The organism is Chitinophaga sp. GbtcB8 (genome assembly GCF_019091455.1).
Lineage (GTDB): Bacteria > Bacteroidota > Bacteroidia > Chitinophagales > Chitinophagaceae > Chitinophaga.
In genome coordinates this window covers 20,447-45,289 of the sequence record NZ_JAGXJN010000032.1, presented here as the reverse complement: position 1 = coordinate 45,289, position 24,843 = coordinate 20,447, and the positions used below count along the sequence as shown (strand labels likewise).

Here is a 24,843-nt window from a genome sequence, read left to right as displayed (position 1 = left end):
TCCTATTAATGCATGAATATACATCCGGCTGGTCACAATTTCCAGCCGGTAAGCAGCAATTCATTGTTTTTAAACCCTGTATATTTTTCCCAGAGCGGTGTAAGATCTATGTCCGTATATTTTTTCCCGGCTACCCATGCCAGCTCCAGGTACCCCTTCTTATCTGCAGGTTTTATTTGTTTATAGGCCCAGTCACCTTTGCCTTCGGCATAGGGCAGCATCCAGCTAAAGGCCTTCTTCAGGCTTTTGCCGCCGGGGCTTTCATACTTCCAAAGATCAATATGTATATTCTCTGCCAGCATTGCCAGCTCAAAAAAACCTTTCAGGTTCATGAGCGAGTAGTTCCAGGAGAGGGTGCGTGCAAGCTCAAAGGGCTGGCTGCCATCTGGTTTTAGCTGGCTTTCGATGCGTTTTTCCGTTTGCTCCTTCAGTATTTTTTCCGCCAGTGCAGGTTGCTCTGTAAAAAGTGCAATGGATACCGCCTGTACATCGTACCAGGTGCCATGGTTATTATGCTCGTCTGCTTCATCCTTGCCTATAGGGCTATGCAGCATCCAGTCCAGGAATTGTTTGTACCAGTCCTGTATGCCGCGGTAGTCTGCTTCAGAGAGGGCAGGGGAGCTTTTCAGCAATTGTATGCCATCAATTAACAGGGCGGTATTATGAGTGTCTATTATTCCGATATTCCGCCCTTCTGTAATGCCTGGAATGGCCTGGCTATAGTTCAAATGCGGGTTCATGCGTGTAGCCGTATCCGTGAACCAGGTACGCAGCAGCTTTGCTGCATGATCCGCATATTTTTCGTTGCCGGTATAAAACCAGGCTGTTCCCAGTAACAACACATCTTTACATAATGCATTAAAGTATTCATCATCCTTAATGGCGTAACGTTCCGGGTTTATCTGCCCATCTTTCCGGATGTAAGGTAAGCCGTTGGGTTTAGATGAATCCGGCCACCAGTAAGGGCCTACACTCATGTAATCATGCTTGCTGCCGCTGGGCGGCACTTTCTCCTTATAAACAACGGAATAAGGTCCTTTTTGTAATGCCTTGTCCGCATCTGCCAGCCAGCCGGCCAGGGCCTGCTGCAGCTGAGGATCGTGCTGCCGTACCTTTTCCTTTACTGCCATTAGCACGGCTGGTTTTAGTAAAAAGGTCGGCGGCAGGGTATCTGCGTAGCTACTTATACCAATGGTCATCAACATTAATACCAGCGCTGCTTTATGTAAGTTAGTTTTCATTCCGGTTGAAATTTTAGTGTTTATTGCAGGAGGATCTGTTTTTCACTACTGATCTTTTCCTGCGTTGTACCATTACCGTTACCTGCGTAAATGTTCTGCTTTACTACAGCATTCACCCCTGCATAAGATTCCACTCCATACCCGCCGTTGTAGCGGATGCAGTACCCTGAAAAATTGCTTCATAACGTTCGTGATTTTTACCATGGTTTCCTATTTAAGCGTATACCGCTTTATGCTGATCACAGCGCTTTTGCTGCCATTATTTACCTTGTTGATGAAAATATAAGCCCGGTATTTACCATCAGCAGTTTCTACCCACGCACCGGCTTCTTCCTTCATGTTAATGGCGTAATTGGGTGCGTTGGAAATATCCAGCTTTTCAAAATCCAGATCATCAATATAAACACCATATTTCAAGCGTGCAAGATTAAAATCCTGCAGGTTCCACACCTTGCTGATCCTGGTGCTTCTATTGGCATTGGGCGGCAGCGCCACACCAGGCAGGTATTGTTTGTCAGCACCCGGCGATACCAGGGAATGATTAAAAGATATATTGGGTATGGAGCGGTAAAGGTATACCAGGTCTATCTTATCCGGGCTGGCAGCGGCATCTGTGCTGTTATAGGCTGCCAGGTCTGCAATGGAAATAAAACAGTTGGCCGCATCTTTTACCGGTATGTCCAGCTTCATATCCATTTTGGAAATGGTATAAGGGCCCATTGCGTAACTCACGGTTTCACCGTTGCTGCTTTTGGAGTTGAACGTAAACCTCACGGTTTTGCCGCGTACTTCTTCCGGTATATAATAGTAATACCGCAAGGTGGCGGCGCTGGTATCTTTAGTGAAGCTCACCTTTGTTACTGCGCCTTCATTCACGGAGGGATCAGCTACCTGGATGCCCACATCGTCACCGCTGCCGTTAGTGTAAAAAGAATTATTCTGCAGCCAGGTTTGCGGCGCCCCGGCAATAGAGGCTTCCACTTGTGCGGAAACAATTTTTCCCTGGCTGGGTAAAATGGCCATTGCATAGGCAAACTCAATTGGCTGCCCCACCAGGTTCGGGCCCAGGGTACGTTTAATACAATCATTATGCAGCCCGTCCTTTGCGGTGGGCAGTGCGTATTTATCATCCTTGCAGGCTGCCATCATCAGCAGGAAAGCAGGTAGCAGCCATGTATATTTTAAGTGTTTAACTGGCATGTTGCGTGTTTTAAAATGAGCACTACGGTTGCTGTACGGTAATGTATACGGTATAGGTTTTCCTTACCTGACGGTTGCCGGATATTACCGTGTATTGTTTAGGATGGTCCAGGTCTGAAAAGTTAACCTTGCCTGTGATCTTGGGATCCAGCTTGGCATCTGTTACCAGGGAGAACTGCGGGTAAAGGTTTGAAAGATCTGTACCAAAAAATACTTTTGCCTTTACCGTGCAGGCGGTAGTATCGATCTGCGGTGCCCCGGTTAATACGGTCTGGAAGTCGGTGCCCAGCAGCTCAAAGTTGCTTACATAACATTCGGCGCGGGTGGTGATCAGCAGCCCGTCTTCATCCACCGGGTTTTCTTTTGTACAGGCAATCCAGGTAAAGGCTGCCAGCAGCAACAACCCTGCTATGCTGAAATATTTTTTCATTGTATAATGATTTAACATCGCGGAAAAATTGTTTATACTTTATTATAACCAGGGTGTGTTCTGTGTCAGGCTAGGATTGCGGTCACGCTCAGCCGGCGGTATTCTGAAAATGTAACATTGCTGGTACAGCCTTTCAGAGGAGTTTTGAAAATAGCGGGTTACCTGTGCGCCCTGCGTATCTATACGCCATACGCCACTGCCAAAAGGAGGGCCCCATACTCTTTCAATAGCCCTCCAGCGGCGCAGATCAAAAGAGCGGTGCCCTTCACCGAACAGCTCTATAATACGTTCCTGCTCAATGGCGCTGAAAAAGGCGTCTTTACCGGCTGTTTTGTCGCCGGCCAGCGGCGGCAGGTTGCCACGGTGGCGGATCCTGTTCACCAGCTCAATGGCATCGCCCTGCGGACCATTCACGGCATTGGTAGCTTCTGCATACATAAGGTACACATCTGCCAGGCGCATTACCGGCCAGGCATAATCGCCATCACTGCGGCCCTGACCTGCATAGTTGCGCAGGAACTTACGCAGCACGTAACCGGAGTTACAGCCATCAGTGTTATAGGTGGTATAGGTCTTGCCATCAATGGTTATGGGCTGGTTCCATGTTTTAAAGATGAAAGGCACCCAGCCTGTTGATTTAAGCGATATCATGCCCACGCTTACTTCATAATCCCACATAATGGACGACTTCATACGATAGTCGCGGTTCGTATAACTTTGCGGGTTCAGCGCTGAATTAAGTGCCGTACGGGCGCCGGGTGCGGTAGGATCCATGGGGATCAGCTTAGGAGCAAAATCACCGGTAACGGTTGACTGGTAACGGTCTGCTATTTCATAACGGGGCGTTACCCAGCACTGTGATCCTTCATGGGAGCGGCCGGCTACATCGCGCATCAGCTCCTCGCCCTGGCCGGTGCCGGTGCCGCCATGGGTAAATGACATGATCATTTCTGCATCGCCATTAGCGATGGGTGTAAACAGGTAATAATAATTGGGCAGGTTATCAGCCTTGCCGGGCGGGTCGCATACACCGGGTTCGCCACCGCGGAAAAGTGTAAGGCCATAATCATTGATCACTTTTTTGAAATCTTCAGCAGCTGCATTGTAGGCTGTTATAGCATCGGCCTCACTGGATTTGAAGCCAGCCAGCTCCGGCCAGCCAAAGTGGTTCCAGGATGCCCAGTAAAGCTGCATTTTGCCCCGGAAGGCCAGCGCAGCGGGTTTGGAGGCACGACCCAATTCTGCTGCTCTTTCCGGCAGCTTTTCATATGCGTAAGTAAGATCTGCAAGAATGGAATCTTTTACCTGTGCAATAGGCGTGCGCGTTAGGCCGGCCACTTCGCTGTTGTTGAAGATAACATGGCCTATATAAGGCACATCGCCCCACATAGAGATCAGGCGCAGGTACACCATTGCGCGCAGCAGGCGGGCTTCTCCGATCACTCTTTCCAGCTCCGGCAGGGAAGTGCTGCTGGCAGCGGGCAGCATTTTGGTTACGTTCTCTATTACATAATTGGTACGGTTCACACCACCGTACAGGTATTTGTACATGTTATCGAAGTTGTCGCCATAGCCTGAGGGGTTGTAATCGGCATTATTGTAGGCGGCTCCTTTTTGCAGATCCGTGCTGGAAGTGCTATTGGTAGCGCTGCGTACACGGAAGTATTCCGATTGCCCATCGAAATAATAATCGCGGTCAAACAGTGGCCGCACATCTGCGTAGGCGCCCATCAAACCAATAGTGGCATCGGTTTCTGTTTTCCAGAAAGTAGCTTCATTAAGCTCAGTGGTCGGGTCCTGGTCCAGCAGGTTTTTTACACAGCCGCTGTTAAGAACGGATATTCCGGCCAGCACTGTTATACAGCATATTTTTATGATTGATGTTTTCATAGTTACACTTTTAAAGGCTCATGTTAATACCAACGGAGTACGATTTCACCAGCGGATAGGCATTGCTTCTGTTACCTGTCATTTCCGGATCAAGCCCACGGTAAGAGGTAATGGTAGCAATATTTTCCGCGGAGCAGTAAATGCGGAAAGTGCTGAGGCCTACTCTGCTCAGCAGTTTTGCCGGCAGCGTGTAGCCAAGCTGCACATTCTTAAAACGGATGTAGCTGAGATCATCCAGCCAGAAAGTGGTTTCCTCACGGTTGGAGGAGCCGCCCAGGCGGGGCCATTCACCATCGCGGTTTTCAGGCGACCAGGGTTGGGTCCAGTGATCCCAGGTGGATGCGTAACGCTGTGCGCCGAAGTTCACATTGTTGTAGTTATTGATCCAGTAATCCTTGCGGCCGGTAGCGCCCTGTATCAGAAAACCAAGATCAATACCTTTCCAGGATACGCTGCCGCCCAGAGAGATATTAGTGGTGGGCCGGTCGCGCTGCACATTGGGATGAGCTACTTTATCATTCGCGTCTATCTTCCCATCGCCGTTTACATCCTTGCGGATAATATCACCGGGTGAAGCGCCCTGCGGTGTTGCATTGTAAACATCCTGCCAGGTTTGCGCAATGCCGATGTCCTCATAGGTGTACAGGAAGTGGTAAGGCATATCCAGGAACACATATCCTTTGGGCAGGAACTCATTCCATTTTTCCAATGCAGTTCTGTTATAGGAAGCGTTCAGGTTAAGGCCGTAAGAAAAAGCGCCGGCTTTGTCGTTCCATGAAAAGTTACCTTCTATACCACGGTTCCGCAGGTTGCCGATATTCTTGCGGGGCGCAGTATAGGCGCCTGTAAGCAGGTTAGACATTTCCGAAGGCCGGTTCATACCGGTGGTTAAGCGGTCGTAATAATCCAGCTCCACACCCAGGCGGCTATCCAGGAAAGAAAGATCCAGCCCTATGTTCAGCACCTTGGTTGATTCCCAGGAAAGATCACGGTTCACCATTTTTTTGTTCACAAAACCTTTGGCAATATTACCGCCAATCATGTAGTTACTGTTAGCCAGGGTTGATAGCTGCTCATAGCGGTCCACGCCACTGTTATTACCTAAACCGCCGTAAGAAACACGCAGCTTACCACTGCTGAGCAGGCGGCCGGTAATGGGCTGCATAAAATTCTCTTCTGTGAAACGCCATCCCAGTGCTACAGAAGGGAAGAAACCAAAACGTTTGCCCGGCAGGAACTTGGAAGAGCCATCATACCGGGCGTTCACTTCCAGCAGGTATTTATCATAGGCGCTATAATTGATACGGCCAATGTAGGAGCGCAGGCCTTCTGTATTGGAGCTGCCGCTGGTGCTTTGGATGCCAGGTAATGCTGCATCCACTTCATGCAGGGTAGGGTACAGGCGGTCGTTGCGGGAAGTGCCCTGCAACCGGTCGTACCAGTATTCTTCACTATATACCACCAATGCGGTCAGATCATGATTGCGGGTGATGGCCTTGTGATAGGTGATACGGCTGGTCATCATTGTTTTGTAACCGGTGCTTGTGTTGTTACTAACACCTGCGTTGTCGCCTACATACACGCGGCTGCCAAAGGCATTGCTCTGGAAGTTGTATGAGCGGTTAGGAGTATTTGCATTCCAGCTGAATTGATTGTAGTAATTCAGCGAATAATCTACACGGCCCGTTAAACCTGGTATAGGCGACCAGTCGAGGTACATGCTGCCATTCGCTTCCTGCCGGTTCCTATGCGTAAGGTTATTAATGTATACGGTGTATGGATTGTACGCCTGCGCATCTTCATTGTAAGCCATTACCCCTCCGTAATACCCGCTCACAGGGTCGTACGGCGTAATGCCGGCAATAGCATACTGCAGGTCAAAGCCGGCTGTATTGCTGGAATTATCATCCGTAAAACCATCATCCAGCGCATACAGAAAATTAGACCAGTTACCGTAAAACCTTACGCCCGTATTTATATTTTTCCGGAGCTTGTGGTCATAATTAAAGCGGGCGTTGTATTGTTTGAAATTATTATTGATCTGCAATCCTTTTTCATCCTGCAAACCAACAGATATAAAAAAGTTGGACTGATCACTGCCGCCGGAGGCCGACAGGTTATAGTTTTGGATAGCTCCATCGCATGTAATAATATCCCACCAGTCTGTATTCGGATAGCGCAGGGGATCTATCATGTCCAGGGCCATCCACTGGTCAATGGTGCCGTCTTTAAAGAGCCACTGGGAGCGGAGCGTGTTCACCGCTGCTGCGCGCTGCTGCAGGGTTAGCGCACGCGGATAGTCCGCCATGAATTCATACGATTTAGTGGGCTTTTGCACGGCATAGTTCCCGTTGAAGCTGAGCACTGTTTTACGTTGCCCCTTGCCTGATTTGGTGGTGATGAGAATAACCCCGTTAGCGGCACGGGAACCATATACGGATGCGGACGTAGCATCTTTCAGCACGGATATGCTTTCAATATCATTTACGTTCACCCGGTTAATGTCTACATCCGGCATACCATCCACTACCACCAGCGGATTGCTGTTGTTTACCGTGCCCAGGCCTCTGATAAGCAGGCTGGATTGGTTTTTACCGGCCATACCTGTTGATTGGGTAACTGCCAGACCGGGCACCAGGCCGGCCAGGGCGGAAGAAGCATTAGGCAGGGAGCGGCTGGTGATCTTCTGATCAACCTTTACTGCGGATACAGCGCCCAGCAGGTTCACCTTTCTTTGGGTGCCATAACCTACCACTACTACTTCGCCCAATGCTTTCTGGTTTGATTTCAGCTGGATGTTAACGGTGGTGCGCTCGTTGGAGAAAGCAGCCTCCTGCCGGTCAAAACCAAGCGATGAAAATTCCAGCGTGCCGCTTTCAGCACTTACGCGCAGTAAATATTTGCCGCTGGCATCTGTAACTGTGCCGCTGCCGCCGCCTTTCAGCGTTACGGTAACACCAGGTAATGGCTGATTTGATTCGTCGGTAACAGTGCCGCTTATTTCATGTGACTGTTTTTCCTGGAACAGGGCTGTAGCGGGTGCGGATAGTGATAAGCTGCCGGCTGCCATTGCAGGAAAAAAGCCGGCCAGCGGTATCATAGTAAAAAGGAGCCGCCTGAAGTTTAACCTGCTTGGCGGAGGTAAGGAGGGTAAATGTTTTAACATAACGGAAAATTTAAGGTGATGGCAAAAGAAAGCCTGGTACCGGTTTAGCCGGTACGAATGAATTTAGTGCCGAATACTGCAAACGTTTGCATACACGGCACAGACAGATCTGATTAATAATTAGTGTTTAACTCATAGTCGCATAAATGGAAAGATTTTAGTTTTTCTGATAACGTGGTAAATTGTTTCTAACGTGGTAATTCTTGGACAAATGTAAAAAAACAATCGATTGTAATAAAAAAATTATTATTTTTTGAGAGATGGAGGGAAGTATGGGGGAAATTACAGGAAGGAAAGAGGGCGTTGCCTAGGAATGAATAATTAATAATTGGAGGGCCGGTACGCCGGTGAAATGCATTTTTAGCAACCCGCATAATAAAGAGGGCGATACTTCAAATTGAAATATCACCCTCTTTATTATTAATTCTTAATTCTTCTCCACCACCGCTGCTGTGATGTAATACATCTTCACAATAGCGGCCGTATCAAACAATGGTGCCTCATTGCTTTTCAACGGCTGTTTTTTCCAGCTTTCTGTTGGTATAACTTTCAGCTTTGCGTTTTCATTTTGCAGCACCAGCGGCAGGTTAAAACCGCTTACACAATTGGTCCAGCGGTAGAACGCGTTTTTATGGTCCTGGTCTAAATAAAATTCAAGCCGGGGTATTTGCGTGGTCCGCAAATACTGATCAAACACTTTGCTGTAGTCGTAATGCGCCTGTTTAGAAATGTAGTTTTCAATTTGCTGTGTGGTAACGGTTTGATGGTAGAATGTTTTATTCATGCCCCGCAGTATTTGCCGGAACAGGGTATCATTATCCAGCCCATGCCGTATAGCGTGCAGCATGTTGGATGGTTTGGGATACATATCGCCGCTGCCCTGGTCATTCACATCATATTTTGCAATAACAGGCCGGTCGTTCTTTATACCTCTGCGTATGCCTGCATTATAGGCATTGGCGGCATCTTTCCCGAAAATATAGTCAATGAAAAGTGTTTCACTGTAATTGGTAAAACCTTCGTGTATGTACATATCAGCCAGATCTTTGCTGGTGATATTATTGCCAAACCATTCATGGCCGCTTTCATGAATAATGATAAAGTCCCACTTCATGCCCCAGCCGGTTCCTGAGCCATCCCTGCCGCCATACCCGAATTTATATTTATTGCCATAAGATACTGCGCTCTGGTGCTCCATGCCGGAATGCGAGGTTTCTATGAGCTGGTATCCATCTTCATAAAAGGGGTAAGGCCCAAACCAGTACTCAAAGCTTTTAAGCATATTATGCACCTGCGGCGGCATATACTCTTTTGCCCTGGTCAAATTATAATCCAGCACCCAGTAGTTAACATCCAGCGCGCCTTTTTCGCAGGCATATTTTTCACTGAAGTTTACGTACTTGCCAATATAAGGTATGATGCAGTAATTGCTGATAGGGTTTACCACCGCCCATTTGTAGGTAGTAGTGCCGTCTGCGTTATCTTTTTTCAGCTGAAGCCTGCCGTTGGCAACAGCTACCAAGGTATCCGGAACAATAACCGTTAAGGAGGCGCCTTTATCCGGCTCATCACTCTGGTGATCTTTGCAGGGATACCATACAGATGCACCGGAGCCCTGGCAGGTAACGGTCATCCAGGGGCGGCCCAGGGAATCTTTTGTGAAGGTCCAGCCGGCAGACCATGGCGGGCGGACAGATACCCTGACCTGCCCGTGGTAATAAACAGTCACGTTCCCTTCCGTAGCTTTTTTCTGTTCAGGAACCGCTACATGCCAGGCATTACCTTCTTTGGTAAAATGAAGCCTGCCCGAATGATTAAACAGGATGCTATCAATTACCAGGGGCTCCTGCAGGTCTATCTGCATCATGCGCTTTTTGTTATCGCTTACCACTTTATAGGTGATGGTATTGGAGCCGCTGATGGTTTTACTTTCGTAGTCCGGCTTAACGGTAATGTCATATCGTATAAGGTCCCACCAGGCGCGTTCCGGGGTAATACTGCCCCGTAATGTGTCTGCTTTGGTGAATATTTTGCTGGCAGGTGTTTGCGCTTTAGCTGTGGTAAAGATTGCCAGGAAAAGCAAGCTGGTAACTATACCCCTTACCGCTAATATGAAATTTTGCATAACCACTAACTTAATTATTTATCCTCAGCCCGGCTTATTGTCTTTTGGCAGAAGCTTTACTAAAATTAACCTAAACCAGCTGATCATTATGATCAGAAAGGCAGGGACTGTGTAGCCGGCTCTGATGTATTGGCATGATTTTGTTACCACAATTTTTGAACTAAAAACAATTGTTATGGCACAAGATGATCCTAAAAAGTTAGATCCGAAGAAAAAGCCCCAGGATTCCACTTTAAAGCCAGACCCGGAAACAACCGGGCCGGAACCGCAGGAACATATGGAGGGCCCTGTTTCGTCTTTAGTTAAGAAAGTAGGAGAAGTGATGGGGGATAACGACCAGGACAAAGATGCTGATAAAGATGCGATTGACAGAACAGAGGAAAAAGATGAAAAAAAGAAAGACTGATCTTTTAAACTGATATTAAAATAACTTTTTTGCAGCAGCATATCTATTGATAACAATGGATGTGCTGCTGCTTTTTTTTTCTATAACCAGGTCTCCGGCCTGCCATTAGCGCATCCGGCTAAAATTCCTAAAGATGGACTTTAACTCCATTTTTTACCCCTGCGCCTAAAATTGATTGTGTTTTACACACTTAAAAGTAAAAAACACCTGATTGTACTGGCTTTAGGGGAAATGCCCCGGCGTCCGCCGGAATGTATTAATAGTTATATTTAGGGTAATAATTCCCGGATGGATTATTTCTGCACAATCATGGATAATGTTATCAGGGAGCTGAAGTTTCTCTTTTATTAGTGATATTGTATAAGATTCTACTCATGCCAGAAGATTAAACGTTATGAACAGTGTTGGCAATATTTCAAAAAAGATCAAAGAGGGGTTTATTGGTCAACGGATGATCGTGCTTCCACCCAACATAAAAAAGATTGTGCTCCGGAATGCGCTCATCAACCGTTTTTACCTGACAGATATGGGTTTTTATCCGCATGCAGTGAACCACGACCGGGAGCGCAAGACCGGCTGCCAGCAGTATATTTTACTGTATTGTATAGAAGGGAAGGGGACCATTTCTTTGCCGGGCAATACCATTGAGCTATTGCCTAATACGTTTTTTATTATACCCAGGCATGTACCGCATCGTTACAAAAGCTCACAGGAAGATCCCTGGAGCATTTACTGGGTACATTTTACAGGGGAGGCGGCAGACCTTTTAACGGCGCGGTATTACGAGGATAAAGGCAGCCTGGTATCTATACCTTATGATGAAAAAAGGATGCAGGATTTTGAAGAGATCTTTTCTCTGCTGGAAAGCAGCTTTGATGAAAAACAGCTGGAGATCGCTAACATCAAGCTGTTTAACTATATTTCCTCGTTCGTTTATTTTAAAGAAATTAACCCCTCGTACCAGGATGATGATGTGATCTCAGATTCCATCGCTTTTATGAAAAGGAACCTGAGCCGCATGTTAACGCTGGAGCAGCTGGCTAAACAGCAGCATTTATCGGTATCGCAATATTCCAGGCTGTTTAAAACCAAAATGGGCAGCTCACCCAACCAGTATTTCAGCCAGCTTAAGATCCAGAAGTCGTGCCAGTACTTATATTTCAGCGACCGCAATATTAAGGAGATCTGCGCGGAGCTTGGCTTCCAGGACCCGTATTATTTTTCGCGGCTGTTTAAAAAGCTCATGGGGAAATCACCCGCGTTCTATAAGAACCAGCATAAGAAAAGTTAAATACGAATCGCGTCATTGCGGGGAGCAAAGTAAAGCCAGGGGCGTGTGGGGCGACGAAGCAATCTCCAGAATGGCTGGGGATTGCTTCCTGAATGGCTGGGGATTGCTTCGTCGCCCTTCCCACTGTAACCTCCCGGCTCCTCGCAATGACGCGATTAAGCATTTAGCGTTTATTCGTAGAGGCTTGTTATCTGCGCTGCACTCACAACCGCTGCCGGGTTAAATGCTTTGCTGCTCATATATTGCTGTAAGCTATAGCACAGCTGCCTGGCTTCCGGCCGTTTTTCCCGGTTGCTGAGCAGGTCAATTCCTGAAACAATTAATTTACCTTTTCCAACCCTGCATTCAAACACAAGGCCCAGCGGCCTGGCCGTTACCCAATCATCAATAACCCGTACAATAGGCTGCAGCCCTTTTTGAACAGCATCCAGCTTAATGGCGCCGGAGTGCGACATAGCATCCCACCACTGCCAGTTACTGAAACCCTGCGTAGGAAATTGCCGGAAAGCCGGATGTGCGGGATCGCATAAAATGCCTAAGCTTACCGGCGGCTGCTGATGGGTCCAGGCCGTATTCCAGAAAATGCTGGAAAACCCGATGGGAATATCACCGCCTTTATCTGCTTTCAGCGTACCCTGTTTAAGGGTCAGTAATACTTTGCCACCGGCTTCCAGCGCATCCAGCGCCTTTTGATCCAGCTGCTGTGTAACCAGCACCTGCGGGTCAGGAGCGGGCAGGGTAGCGGGGTACACAAATACATCCCAGTTATTCGTGTAACCGGCAACGTTAACAGCTAAAGTAAGCCGCGACGGCGTAGTTACTGCATTCAGCGCTACATTGATGTGGCCCAGCTGAATGCCATTGCCAAACGGGATGTCTTTTTTATCCAGCACACCTTTAAAAAGCACTTTACCTGCGCTGTTGCTGATAGTCCAGGAAGGTGTGGCATTCGTTAACACTGCAGGGCCAAACTGCGCTATCTCTACCGGCACGCTTAAACTTTCATTATTCAGGTACACCATTTTAGGCAGCCGTACCAGCGGCACCACGGCATTACAAAATGTGCGGTATTCCTTCCCGGTTACGTATCCCTTATCTTTCCAGAAAGGATTTAATACACCCACTAAAGCGGTACCCTGCCCCGGAAAATCATACAGGCCCAGTAGCTGGAACCCGCCAAAACCGGGCGTGCGCAGAGCAGCCTCAATATCTGCCTTATAACATAATACCTGCAGCTTGCCGGAAGCATATAAGAAATCATGTGCCAGCTTTCCCATGCCGTTCTTTTCCAGCTGATCCCGGAAGATCTCGAAATTTTTTGCTTTCAGCACACCGTCGTATTGTTTGATCTCGTTAAAATCGGGGTACACGCACCATTGCCCAATTTCATGGCTTACGGTAGGATGCTGCCACTTTTTTATCATAGCGGACCAGTCGTAATCCGTACGCGGCGGCTGGCCGTTAATAATACTTTTCAGCCCTTCTCCCCATCGTTGTATACGCGGATCCGGGGTGCTGTTAAAATCGCTTTCAGAAATAATGGGCCAGCCTGCGCCGGTGGAGTACAGCCGCCGGGTATCCCTTTGTTTCCAGTATTTCACAAAGTCCGTCAGGTATTGGGTATGGTGTTTACCAGCGGGCTCATTTCCATACAGCAGCATACAAAAAGAGGGGTGGTTGCCATACGCTTTTACGATCTTCCTGCTTTCTTCATAAATGTATGCATCCAGCGGTTTGCCATCGCCGATCATGGAGCTCTGGTTAGCCCAGGAAGAGCATTCAATATGCAGGTAAAAACCCATGCGGTCTGCTGCTTCAAAAGCGGCATCCGGCGGGCACCAGGAGTGAAAGCGTAAATGGTTTAATCCATATGACCGGCAGATCCTGAAAATGCGCATCCAGGCAGCAGTATCCGTTGGCGGGTAACCGGTTTTTGGAAACACTGCACATTCCAGCGTGCCGCGTAAAAACGTAGGCCGCCCGTTAATGGTGAACTGTGTGCCGCTGGCTGAAAATTCCCGCATACCAAAGAGCACGCGGCTTTCATCTGTTCCAGGCTGATCGGAGCTAAGCGCCACTTTCATGCTATACACATTGGGATGGAACTCATCCCATAAGGCAGGATGCTGCCCCATGGGGTACACCACTTTAAGCACCGTAGTTTTATCAACCTGCTCCTGCGCCGTTACGGGCTGCAGCTTTTCCGTAGCAGGTTTGCCGGGCAACACCTGTAAGGTTACTTTGGCCGCAGCCGGTTTACCGCTGATATTATTCACCGTTATCAGCGCGGTTACATTGTTTGCTTTCAGATCCGGGAACAGCTGCACATCGCTGATGTAAACGGCCGGTTTGTCCCGGATCACCATTTTGCCAATGATACCGTTCCAGTTGGTTTGCGTATGGTCTGATATGCTGTGCGAGTTCTCGCCCGGGTCAATGTCCTTTACCCGGTTATCTACCCGGATGCTGAGCTTGTGTTTGCCCGGTGTTAACAGTGCCGATAGATCATAGGTGTGCGCGGTGGCCAGGCTGTTTTGCATGCCTGCATACTGGTCATCCACCCACACGCTGGTTTCCCAGTGGCAGCGTTCTAAAAAAAGCTCCAGGTGCCGTCCCTTCCAGGAGGCAGGTATATCAATGGTTTGCTGGTACCAGGCCGCTCCTTTATAATATTTGTCGGGCTGCAGCCAGAACGGAACTTTTACCTGGCCCGGTACCCGGTATTTACTGTATGCAGGATCCCGGAACCAGGAGGAATCTACAATGCCGCCGGTCCAGGGCGTATTTACCGTTATATCATTTCCCTTTTTATTAGTGGTCATGGAACCAGGCAGGGTAACGGTTTCCTTCAGCTCCCGGGTATACCATTTCTGCGTAACGCCTTCATCCAGGGAATCGGTTTGAAAGCGCCACTTCCCGGAAAGATTTATTTCGGTTTTCCCCGGCGGCTGCTGCGCCCGGGCCATCAATACGGAAGTAAACAATAAGCATGTACTAAAAAACAACGTGGCTGTTCTCTGCATGGTATTAATACGGTTTATAAAGAAAATAACTTACCAGTTTGTGTTCTGCTTCATTTGCGGGTTGGAATTTATTTCCGCCTGCGGAATGGGAAAATAATCATGTTTGCCTGCTATATAAAATTGTTTGCCTACTTTATCGCTGTTGGTGATCTCCTGTTTCAGCAGGCCCCATCTTTTCAGGTCATAGAAGCGATGATTTTCCCTGGCAAATTCAAGCATGCACTGGTGCCTGATCTCGGCCATCATCTGGTCCTGGCTTAAGCCGGCGGCCAGCGGTGCTAATTTAGCCCTGTCCCGTATTTGTTTTACGTAGGGGTAAGCTTCTGCCGGTTTGCCCTGCATGGTAACGGCTTCTGCCAGCATCAGCAGCACATCATCATACCGGAGCGCCCGCTCATTATTGCCGGAGGTGTAGTTAGATGCACCGCTGGCGCCTGTGATCTCATCCTTTTGCGTATAGTTCTGGTACTTTTTAATTAAAGAGCTAAAGCCGAATATGAGCTTAAAGCTGCTGAATGGCTTATTATAAAAGGTAGCGCCGGGGTAGTCCCATACTATTGTGGCATACATACGCGGATCAAAATCATTGGCCAGGGTTTTTTCTTTTTTAAACTCGTTGAATAGCTTGTCCGTTATACTTACCTCAAACCAGCCGGCTACTTCAGCGGGGGCAAATTCCTGTGCGGTGGTAACGCCCAGGCCCTGTGCTGCGTTTTCTCCTGCCCATGGATTAGTGCCGCCAACATCGCCCAGCTGGATCTCAAATACAGATTCAATGTTGTTTTCCTTTGTAACAATAAAGTTATCGCCGTAGTTGGGCATCAGCTGGTAAGTGAAGGGCGCCTGCGTAAGCTGTGTTAACGCGGCTATTGCGCCTGTCCAGTCTTTGGTAAATAAATTTGCCTTACCCAGGTAGGCCAGCGCAGCGCCTTTGGTAGCCCGGCCAATCCATTCTGAAGGGTAGGATACGGGCAAACCAGCGGCTGCTTCGGTAAAATCCTGTTTTGCCTGTTTCCATACATCGGCCTCGGGCGATTTGGCTACAAAATAATCTTCCTTGGTAACAGGCGTTTTCAGGTGAATGGGTACATCGCCAAAGTTTATAACCAGTATAAAATAGTTTAGGCCCCGCAGGAACTTTGCTTCTGCTATATAGGAGGCCTTTGAATCGGCGGCAAGGTCGCTTACCTTATCAATATTCTCCAGGATCTGGTTGGCGCGGAAAATGCCGCGGTAACAAATGTTCCACAGGTCATTGGCAGTACCATTATCCGGTGTATTGGTAAAGGTGGAGAACTGGTACAGTGCGGCAACATCATTGCGGATAAAGAAATCATCGCCCCGGCCATTGCCCAGCTCAATACCCCGTACGGCCCAGAAACCGCCATTCACATCGCGCAGCAGCCCGTAAGTAGCGGCAAAAGCGCTTTGCACATCTGCTTCAGTTTTCCAGTAGGTTTCCGAAGTGATCTGGTTCGGGTTCACCAGCTCCAGGGTGCTTTTTTTGCAGGCCAGCATCAGTGTCATGGCTGCTATAAGAACGGTAATATTTTTCATACGTGATCGGTATTTCTGGTTGACTAAAGTGTTAATTGCAATCCAAAAGAAAGCGTGCGGGCAATGGGATAGGCCACGTGCCCATAATCTACGCCGCGGTCAAAGATGCTGCCGGTCCGGCCAATGTCCGGGTTAAAGCCTTTATAGCTGCTCACTGTGAAAAGGTTATCGGCGCTTACATAAGCACGCAGGGAGCTGATCTTAAATTTGCTTTTCAATACATCCCCGATGGTGTACCCGATCTGCAGTGTTTTCATGCGCAGGTAAGAGCCGCTTTCCAGGAAGCGGGTAGAGGTACGGTCGTTAAAATTCGGATCATTGGTTACTGCGCGTGGTATGTCGGTATGCTTTTCAGGCGTCCATGCATTAAGGGTGCTGGTGGCATAGTTGAACTCAAGGCTCATGCTTTCCAGGTCCTGGCGCAGGCCATTGTAGATCTTGTTCCCATGCGTGCCCTGGAAATAAGCATTCAGGTCAAAATTGCGGAAAGATGCGTTGATCCCAAACCCGTATTCAAAAGAAGGGAAAGGGCTGCCGGCATATACTTTATCCTCATCACTGATCTGCCCATCGCCATTGGCATCAAAGAATTTAATATCGCCCGGTGCAGCATTGGGCTGTATCAGGGTGCCGTTCTTATTGTAAGCATCAATCTCCTCCTGTGAATTAAAAATGCCATCGGCCTTAATAAGATAGAATGCAGTAATAGGACCGCCAGCTTCTGTTAATGTGCTGGAGGCGCCATGGTGGGTGGGCTGCCCGCCAAAGATCTGCTGCGATCCTGTTCCCAGCTCCAGCACTTTATTATTTACTTTAGAAAAAGCCCCGAACACACTGTAATTCAGTTCGCCTGCATGGTCGGAGTAGTTGAATCCAAACTCAAATCCGTTGTTCCTTAAGCGGCCTGCATTCACTACCGGGTTAGCCGTAGAGCCGGCAGATCCCGGGATGGGTACATTCAGCAGCACATCATCTGTTGTTTTAATAAAATAGTCGGCCGTAATATTCAGCCGGCCCTTCAGGAAACCGGCATCCAGCCCAACATTGGTGGTTTTGGTGTTTTCCCACTTAATATTCGGGGACGAGAAAGAGGTTTGTATAGCGCCAAACCATTTCTGCTGCTCAGCACCGGTAACGTAATTAATATTAGAAGCAACCGCTGCACTGTATTGATAATCACCAATTTCCTGGTTACCCAGCACACCATAACTGCCTCTTAACTTTAAATGAGAGATGGCATTGTTCAGCGATGTAAAGAACCTTTCATTAGAGATGTTCCAGCCCAGCGCAACAGAAGGGAAGCTGCCATAACGGTTGCTGCTGCCAAACCGTGATGAGCCATCCCGCCGTATACTGGCGGTCAGCAGGTAACGGTCGTCATAACTATAGATCACACGGCCCAGGGTAGATAGCAGGCTGCTTTCCGTACTGTTACCGCCGGTGGTGGAGGTGCCTGCGCCCGCATCAATATTTTTTAAGCCATCCGGCAGATCTGTTCTGGCAGAGAGCAGGTACGTATAATTGGTCTTTTGATAAGTATACCCCACTAATGCCTGGATATTACTTTTACCCAATGTTTTGGTGTAGTTCAATGTATTTTCAAGCAGCAGCAGGTTTGTTTGCTCTTTGCTTTGTGTAAGATCATTGGTGGGATGGGTGAACAGGGTGCCTACCACATAACGTTTGTAATAATCATCATTGGTAATAAAGTTGCTGGTATAACCCATATTTAATTTATATACCAGGCCTGGAATAAGCGTTACCTCGCCAAATACATTCGTTAAAATGCTGGACGATGCTTTGGTAATATTCTCCAGGTTTAATTGCGCTACCGGGTTGGCCACATTCACCACAGGGCCGTAAGCGCCTGCATAACCGCCCAGGGCGCTGGTATCATAGATCTGGAAAACCGGGATCATTTTTGCTGCAGAACCTACGGGATTACCTCCCTGGCCGCCCCAGCCCCCGGCCATATTGGTGGTTTTTTCTTTAGTAAGCAGCACGGTTTCTCCAAACCGGAACCGGCCTTTGGTAGTTTCTGATTTTACGCGCAGGTTATAACGGTTATAACCGGTAACCTTTACAATCCCATCCTGTTTGGTGTAGCTGCCGGATACGCTGTAGGTGCTGTACTGGTTGCCGCCGCTTACCAGCAGCTCATATTGCTGTACCGGTGCGGTACGGTAAATAGCATCCTGCCAGTCGGTGCCAACGCCCAGTGAATCCGGGTTCCGGGCTATATCCAGCCGGGGCAGGCCGGCTGCGTCATGCGCGGTGTTGCTGACCTTGGCCCATTGCTGTGCATCCAATACATCCAGTTTATGCGCTATACGCTGTATGCCGTAATTGGCATTCATTTGCACTACTGCTTTCCCGTTCTTGCCCGTGCGGGTAGTTACCAGCACCACGCCATTAGCTGCGCGGGAGCCATAGATGGCCGCTGCAGAAGCATCTTTTAACACATCAACAGACTGGATATCCAGCTGGCTAAGGTTGTTGATGCTGGCTACCGGTACACCATCTACAATATATAATGGTGCTGCATTGCCCAGGGTGCCTACGCCTCTGATAAGTATACGGGTGCCGGAGCCCGGGTTACCACCGGCCGATTCAATGGTTACGCCGGGCAGCTTTCCCTGCAATGAGCGGGTAACATCGCTTACGCCCTGCGCCTTTATATCGGCACCTTTAATGTTGGCAATGGCCCCGGTAAGGTCTTTCTTTTTTACCGTTCCATACCCGATCACAACAACTTCGTTCAGGTTACTCTGTGAAGATTCCATGACCACGTTCATTAGTCCATCATTCACACTCACTTCCTGGGGGGTGAAGCCCAGGGCTTTAAACACCAGCACGCTCCCTTTTGAGGCGCTGATGGAGAATTTGCCATTGGCATCTGTAGCAATACCCAGGCTGGTATTTTTAATGCTAACTGCCACACCCGGCAGGGGAAGCCCGTCGTCTTTTGACGTAACCGTGCCCGTTACAGTAAGCTGTTGCTGGCCGTAGCTGCTGCTAACCTGTAAAATAGCCAGCAGCAAGGCAATAAGTGGAATTTTTTTCCAACTACGAGTAGTAGATCTTGGCATATCAGATAAAATTGGTTGTTAAAAAATAGATTGACCGCATTGCTTATTTCTATAAGCGGAAGGAAAGTTCTTCATTGTCCCATGTGGAATTTTTGATTGATTTTTTTATGGTAAAAAAGTGGAATTATTTGTACCCATAAACCTAAGCATACTGGCATAATTCATAAATGGACAAACGGTTCAAAAAGATGGATTATCAGACCATTGATGGGGCAACGCTTAGTGGGAATCTTGCCGGGATGTGCCCGGGGAGGGGTGAAAGGTGGGGTTATCAAACAGGTAATTGTAAGTATTAAGCCTGCGCGGTTGGGCGCACTACTATCTCATTCACATCTACATTAGCCGGTTGCTCAATGGCAAAGCTTATAGCGCGGGCAATGGCATCCGGCGGTATGGCTATTTTATCCCGCTGTTCCAGCATCTGGGCTTTTATACCGGGGTTGGTCATGGATTCTGCGAAGTCTGTATGAATGAAACCCGGTGAAATAATGGTTACGCGCAGCTTATCACCAGCCTCCTGCCGTAAGCCTTCGGAAATGGTGCGCACGGCAAACTTGGTGCCCGCATAAACCGCCATGGTGGGAACAACGCGGTGCCCGGCGGTAGAAGCAATATTTACAAAATGCCCCGAGCCTTGTTTGCGGAATACCGGCAGCGCTGCAGCAATGCCATACAGCATACCTTTTATATTAATGTCGATCATATCATCCCAATCTTCCACGCGCAGCTCATCCAGGGGAGAGATGGGCCCAACGCCGGCATTGCTGACCAGCACATCCAGCCGGCCGTAACGCTCACAGGCAAATGTTACCAGCTGGGTCATATCATCGCGGCGTTTTACATCTGTCTGTATATAGATGGCTTCTCCACCTGCCGTTGTAATACGGGCTGCCAGCGCTTCCAGCCGGTTTATGCGGCGTGCGCCCAGCACCACCTTTGCGCCGCCAGCAGCCAGCAGCAGCGCTGTAGCTTCACCTATGCCGCTGCCTGCGCCTGTAATGGCAACTACCTTACCTTTTAAATTGTTTTCCATAGTTCAATTTTTGATAAGGCAAAGGTAGCCCGCATGCCTGCAGGCATGTTAAAGGTTCTCAAACAGAATGCTAAGAAATTCAAACAATTGGCGGCTTACCTTAAGGAGCTGGGCGTAACACCGGTTTGCTTTTTGAAGAAGTTGTTGAAATAAGTAGGGTATTCATAACCCAGGCTGTAGGCAATTTCATTAATGGTCCAGTCAGTATGTTTTAAAAGCGCCCTGGCTTCGCTTAACATACGTTCTGCTAAATGCGTGGTGGTGGTTTTGCCGGTAATTTCTTTTACCGCGCGGTTAAGATGGTTTACATGAACCGACAGCTGTTCCGCATAATCATTGGGTGTTCTTAATTTTAAGGCATGCTGCGGAGAATCAACGGGGAACTGCCTTTCCAGCAATTCAAGGAACATGGCGGTAATACGCGCTGCAGCATTCTGATGTTTGAAATAACCGGCTGATGGCTGCATTTTCATGGCTTCATGTAACAGCAGGTTTACATGGTTGCGCAGCAGGTCAAACTTGTGAATATAATCAGTGTCAAACTCCCGCAGCATATTCTGGAAAATGGAGCTGATATATTTCAGCTGTGTATCATCAACAAAGAACACCGGGCTGGCCCCCACTTTAAAAAGCGGGGAGTCCTGTAAAACCAGGTCCCGGTCCTTTGCTTTCAGAAAGTTTTCCGTGAACAGGCAAAAAAAGCCTTCCTGTTTTGCTGAAACTGGCTCCCAGGCATAGGGGATCATGGGGTTTGAAAAGATCAGGGCAGGCCGGTTCAGCTCAATTCCTTTATCAGCATAATACAGGCGGCTGCTGCCTAATGCCAGGGAGATCTTGTAAAAATCCCTCCGGTTATAGGACATAGGTTTGCTGGCATAGGTTTGCCGCTCAAATGCCGTGAACTGATCTTTGAAATCAAGGGCCGGCAAACGGTTGGCAAGAAAGTCCTTTGCATTTTCAGGTGTGGGCATGCGGCAAAATTAAGGGATTGTTTGTATCTATGAAATTCAAACAATGCAGAAGGGTATTGAATATGCTGTAATATTCTGCATAAGTTGCTATTTAAGACAAACCCCTCAGCAATTTTATATCTATATTTAAAAAGGACGTCCCTCTTCTATTCAATCACCACAAAACATTTCCTATGAACCTCAACAGAAAACCGCCCCTGGATGCCATCGGGCAATTTATTTCCCACTCCGAATATCAAACCCTGAAAACCGGCTTTGCTACCAGGTTTCCTGACGCGACCCCGGCTGTTTTTTTACCAAAGCAGGCCATCCTGGACTGTATTAAAACCTATCCTGGTCTTTCCGGCATCAGCTTCCGCTATGGATTAGCTGATGTAAATGACCCCCTGAGCAGAAAAATAATTTTGGTGCCTTGTGAACATACCATGACCGCAACAGCCGGCCCTGACCTGGTGCTGTTAAAGGACGGTTATGTGAGCGACAACGGGGAAAAAGTAAAAGGCGATCAGCTCTGGCAGCTTTTGGGTAACCATGTAGAGCGGGTGTACAATGGCCGCTTTCATGAAGTATTATCTAAAGTGCACCGCGGTTATTTCTGGGGCATACAACGCATTTCAGCATTGCTGGCACAGGAAGGCTGCGATGGTGTGATATTTAATTTTGGTTATAATGCTGCGCACCCCTTTGCCTGTAAAAGGAATCAGCAGGTGCTGGAAGCAGTGGACGCCGGCCGGCAAAGCCTGAATGTTTTTATGGAGTATGGCCAATGCAGCCCGCCCTGCGACATTGATCCGGGTGACGGCGGCGGTGGCGGTGTTGACGGCACTGGTTGTTTAGTAAAAGAGCTGATGGGACGGTATGGTCAAAAAAGCACGGAACAACAGCTGAATGTACTGCGTACTTTCCGGGATGATTATATGCTGGAACAGCCGGATGGTTATGCACTGTATGAAATGTATTACTTCGCATCCCGCCCCATTATACGCGCTATAGCGGCATTGCCTGAAAAGGAACAGATTTACGGGAGCTTATACAACAATGAGCTGCAGCAGGCGCTGGACCTGCTGAACAAGGGCGCATTTGACCAGGTGCTGAACCTGTATAAACGCACTATGGCAAAGTTGATGCAGACTTACATTCTTGAAACGGAATCCGTGATATGCTAAAAAATGAAAGCTCCGACTTAATACAGCCGGAGCTTTTATTAATTTCGCGTCATTACTCCGTTACAATCTCAATACTGCCGCCGGTTTTAAACAGCTCATGCGGCACAAAATATCCCTTAATTCCTTTACCGTTCACTTTAATTGCTGTTAATGCCCTGCCTTTTCCCTTTTTAGTTAAGGTGAGTGATTTACCGGTGCTGGTTTTCCATTTCACTTCATCAAAAAGCGGAACGGTAACAATATATTCCGGGTCAGTGGCAGAGAAGGTGTATAAACCGGATGACGCAAATGCATACCAGGCGGACATTTCACCCGCATCGTCCATACCGCAGAGCGCTATACCATCATCCCCGATGCCGTATAAGCTATTCAGGATGGTATCAATGATCTTTTGTGATTTTTCCGGTTTATCTATAAAATAATAAGCAAAAGGCGCTTCATGATCCGGCTGGTTGCCATGGCAATACTGGCCTATCATGGTTTCCACATTGCGTGCTATGTACTGCGGGTTCCAGGGCAGGGTAAAGAGGGAATCCAGCTTGGATTCAAAACCTTCTTTGCCGCCATACAGCTCAATGAGCCCCGGCATATCATGCGGTGCAAAGAACGATACCTGCCAGGCATTTGCCTCCCGGTACATATATTCATAATAAGGGTACTGCGGGTTGAACGGCGTGATCCATTCACCATTTTCCAGCCGCCCTCTCATAAAGCGGGTAGCAGGGTCAAACATGTGTTTGTAATTTTTTGACCGCGCCATCAGGATCCTGTAATTAGCTGTATCGTCCAGTTTTTTAGCTATCTGCGCTAATGAATAATCATCGTAGGAATATTCCAGGGTTTTAGACACGCCTGCTTTTGCCTTGGTTTCTACATGCGGATTGGGCACATCAGGATCGGAAATATAACCTTTCTCAATGTACTCTGTAATGTAAGGGCGTGCGCCTCCGGCTACATTGGCATTGCGCAGCAATACCCGGTAAGTATCCTTTATATCAAATTTATCAATGCCGCGCAGGTATGCGCCTGCAATGGAGGAGGTGCCATGGTCGCCATGAAAGAAGGTAGGTATGAAGCCTGTTTTGTCGCCCACATCTTTCATAGATTTAATTACATCCAGCGTAACCTGTGGCGAGATCAATCCCAGCAGCACATCTTTATTCCGGTAAGTGTCCCACAAAGAAGGTTCTGTGTAATAGTTGAAATCAGCTTTCACTACATTGTGCTTTGCATCTGTGAACTCCCCGTTCACATCACTGCGCAGGGCCGGCCACAGGAATGAGCGGTACAGGCAGGAGTAGAACATTCTTCTTTGTTTTTCCGTTCCGCCCTTTACCTGTATGGTAGAGAGCAGGGTTTCCCATTTCCGGTTGGCTTCAGTACGGATGTCTGTGAAAGACTTGTTACCGATCTCCTGCTGCAGGTTTTGTTTGGCATTTTCAATGCTTACAAATGATAAGCCTATTTTAAGCTCAACCGGTTTAGCAGCGCCATCTGCCAAATGCACAATGGCATAACCTTCCCGCTGGCCTTCTGCTTTCTTTTCCAGCCTTTCTATGTTCGTGTTCAGCGTAGCATAAAAGTAGATCCGTTCACCGGTTTGCTGATAACCCTGCAGGGCGGTAGCGCCCACCTGCTCTATATTCCAGCCGGATACGCGGTTATTGGCTTTAGCCAGGTCAAAGAGTATTTGCCTGTTGCTGTTGTTCTTATAGGTATATTGATGGTAACCGCAGCGTAAAGTGGAAGTAAGGTTCACATTTACATTATAATCATCCAGGTATACCTGGTAAAAGCCTGGTGAAGAACTTTCTTTCCTATGCGTAAATCTTGAGCCAAAAGTAGCGCCCGGATTAGAAAGCGGCAGAATGGGAATGTTACACAAATTCCAGTGGCCTTTATTGGTATGGGTAAATCCGTAAATAACGGAGTCCTCATATTCATACCCTGCGCCGGATCCGTATTGTGTAATAGGGCTTAGCTGTACCATGGCATTGGGCAGCGAGCTGCCGGGAAAAGTAAGCCCGGCCCATGAACGCCAGCCTTCCGGTAACGTATACCCCAGAATTTTCGGATCGGTAAGCGGCGCAGTACCAACAAATGTGTTCACATACTTTGTATAACCTGTTGCTGACTGGCTTTTACCGCTAACGGCAGCCAGTAGTAAGATGACGAACGTGGATAAAAATTTGACCTGGTGTTTCATTTTTACAAGTAAAGTTTCGTGGACCGGTAAAAATATAAAAATCCACCAG

Annotated in this window: 15 protein-coding genes; 3 read left to right on the top strand and 12 right to left on the bottom strand. The window is 48.0% G+C overall.

All coding sequences use genetic code 11. The annotated features are described in order from the left end of the window. Window positions 1-32 precede the first annotated feature (32 nt). The 6 genes from KVT36_RS23495 to KVT36_RS23470 form a co-directional block, all read right to left on the bottom strand. Complete coding sequence (locus KVT36_RS23495; protein WP_217605893.1) at window positions 33-1,241, bottom strand: alginate lyase family protein; 1,209 nt, start codon at window positions 1,239-1,241, stop codon at window positions 33-35. A gap of 210 nt (window positions 1,242-1,451) precedes the next feature. Beyond that, window positions 1,452-2,441 carry a DUF4466 family protein gene (locus KVT36_RS23490; protein WP_217605892.1) on the bottom strand — a complete coding sequence of 330 codons (990 nt, stop codon included), beginning with the start codon at window positions 2,439-2,441 and terminating at the stop codon, window positions 1,452-1,454. Between the two features lie 22 nt (window positions 2,442-2,463). Continuing rightward, window positions 2,464-2,871 (bottom strand): hypothetical protein, encoded by a 408-nt coding sequence (locus KVT36_RS23485; RefSeq protein ID WP_217605891.1) that lies wholly within the window; start codon window positions 2,869-2,871, stop codon window positions 2,464-2,466. A gap of 42 nt (window positions 2,872-2,913) precedes the next feature. Continuing rightward, the gene (locus KVT36_RS23480) at window positions 2,914-4,761 is read right to left on the bottom strand and encodes a RagB/SusD family nutrient uptake outer membrane protein (protein WP_217605890.1); all 1,848 of its coding nucleotides are present in this window, start codon (window positions 4,759-4,761) and stop codon (window positions 2,914-2,916) included. Window positions 4,762-4,771: 10 nt separating this feature from the next. Then, entirely contained in the window at window positions 4,772-7,927 is a 3,156-nt protein-coding gene (locus tag KVT36_RS23475; protein WP_254640168.1) for a TonB-dependent receptor, read from the bottom strand. A gap of 427 nt (window positions 7,928-8,354) precedes the next feature. Beyond that, window positions 8,355-10,052: a M1 family metallopeptidase gene (locus tag KVT36_RS23470; protein WP_217605889.1), complete on the bottom strand. Its 1,698-nt coding sequence runs from the start codon at window positions 10,050-10,052 to the stop codon at window positions 8,355-8,357. 175 nt (window positions 10,053-10,227) lie between these two features. On the opposite strand from KVT36_RS23470, the gene KVT36_RS23465 reads away from it, so the two are divergent. Together KVT36_RS23465 and KVT36_RS23460 are read left to right on the top strand one after the other, a co-directional pair. Continuing rightward, window positions 10,228-10,458 (top strand): hypothetical protein, encoded by a 231-nt coding sequence (locus tag KVT36_RS23465; RefSeq protein ID WP_217605888.1) that lies wholly within the window; start codon window positions 10,228-10,230, stop codon window positions 10,456-10,458. Between the two features lie 394 nt (window positions 10,459-10,852). After that, window positions 10,853-11,749 carry an AraC family transcriptional regulator gene (locus KVT36_RS23460; RefSeq protein ID WP_217605887.1) on the top strand — a complete coding sequence of 299 codons (897 nt, stop codon included), beginning with the start codon at window positions 10,853-10,855 and terminating at the stop codon, window positions 11,747-11,749. A 170-nt stretch (window positions 11,750-11,919) separates the two neighbouring features. Here the strand turns inward: KVT36_RS23460 and KVT36_RS23455 are convergent, their stop codons facing one another. The 5 genes from KVT36_RS23455 to KVT36_RS23435 form a co-directional block, all read right to left on the bottom strand. Further along, window positions 11,920-14,772, bottom strand: a complete 2,853-nt coding sequence (locus tag KVT36_RS23455) for a sugar-binding domain-containing protein (protein ID WP_217605886.1) — start codon at window positions 14,770-14,772, stop codon at window positions 11,920-11,922. 30 nt (window positions 14,773-14,802) lie between these two features. Next, window positions 14,803-16,329 (bottom strand): RagB/SusD family nutrient uptake outer membrane protein, encoded by a 1,527-nt coding sequence (locus tag KVT36_RS23450; protein WP_217605885.1) that lies wholly within the window; start codon window positions 16,327-16,329, stop codon window positions 14,803-14,805. A gap of 23 nt (window positions 16,330-16,352) precedes the next feature. Then, window positions 16,353-19,418: a TonB-dependent receptor gene (locus KVT36_RS23445; RefSeq protein ID WP_217605884.1), complete on the bottom strand. Its 3,066-nt coding sequence runs from the start codon at window positions 19,416-19,418 to the stop codon at window positions 16,353-16,355. Between the two features lie 292 nt (window positions 19,419-19,710). Then, a complete protein-coding gene (locus KVT36_RS23440) occupies window positions 19,711-20,451 on the bottom strand; it encodes an SDR family oxidoreductase (protein WP_217605883.1) in 741 nt (246 codons plus the stop codon). Window positions 20,452-20,546: 95 nt separating this feature from the next. Then, window positions 20,547-21,422, bottom strand: a complete 876-nt coding sequence (locus KVT36_RS23435; RefSeq protein ID WP_217605882.1) for an AraC family transcriptional regulator — start codon at window positions 21,420-21,422, stop codon at window positions 20,547-20,549. Window positions 21,423-21,595: 173 nt separating this feature from the next. Here KVT36_RS23435 and KVT36_RS23430 point away from each other — a divergent pair, with 173 nt between their 5' ends. Beyond that, window positions 21,596-22,588 carry a hypothetical protein gene (locus KVT36_RS23430; RefSeq protein WP_217605881.1) on the top strand — a complete coding sequence of 331 codons (993 nt, stop codon included), beginning with the start codon at window positions 21,596-21,598 and terminating at the stop codon, window positions 22,586-22,588. Between the two features lie 52 nt (window positions 22,589-22,640). Here KVT36_RS23430 and KVT36_RS23425 read toward each other — a convergent pair whose 3' ends face one another. After that, window positions 22,641-24,794, bottom strand: coding sequence for a GH92 family glycosyl hydrolase (locus KVT36_RS23425; RefSeq protein WP_217605880.1), 2,154 nt, complete (start codon window positions 24,792-24,794; stop codon window positions 22,641-22,643). Between the last annotated feature and the right edge of the window lie 49 nt (window positions 24,795-24,843).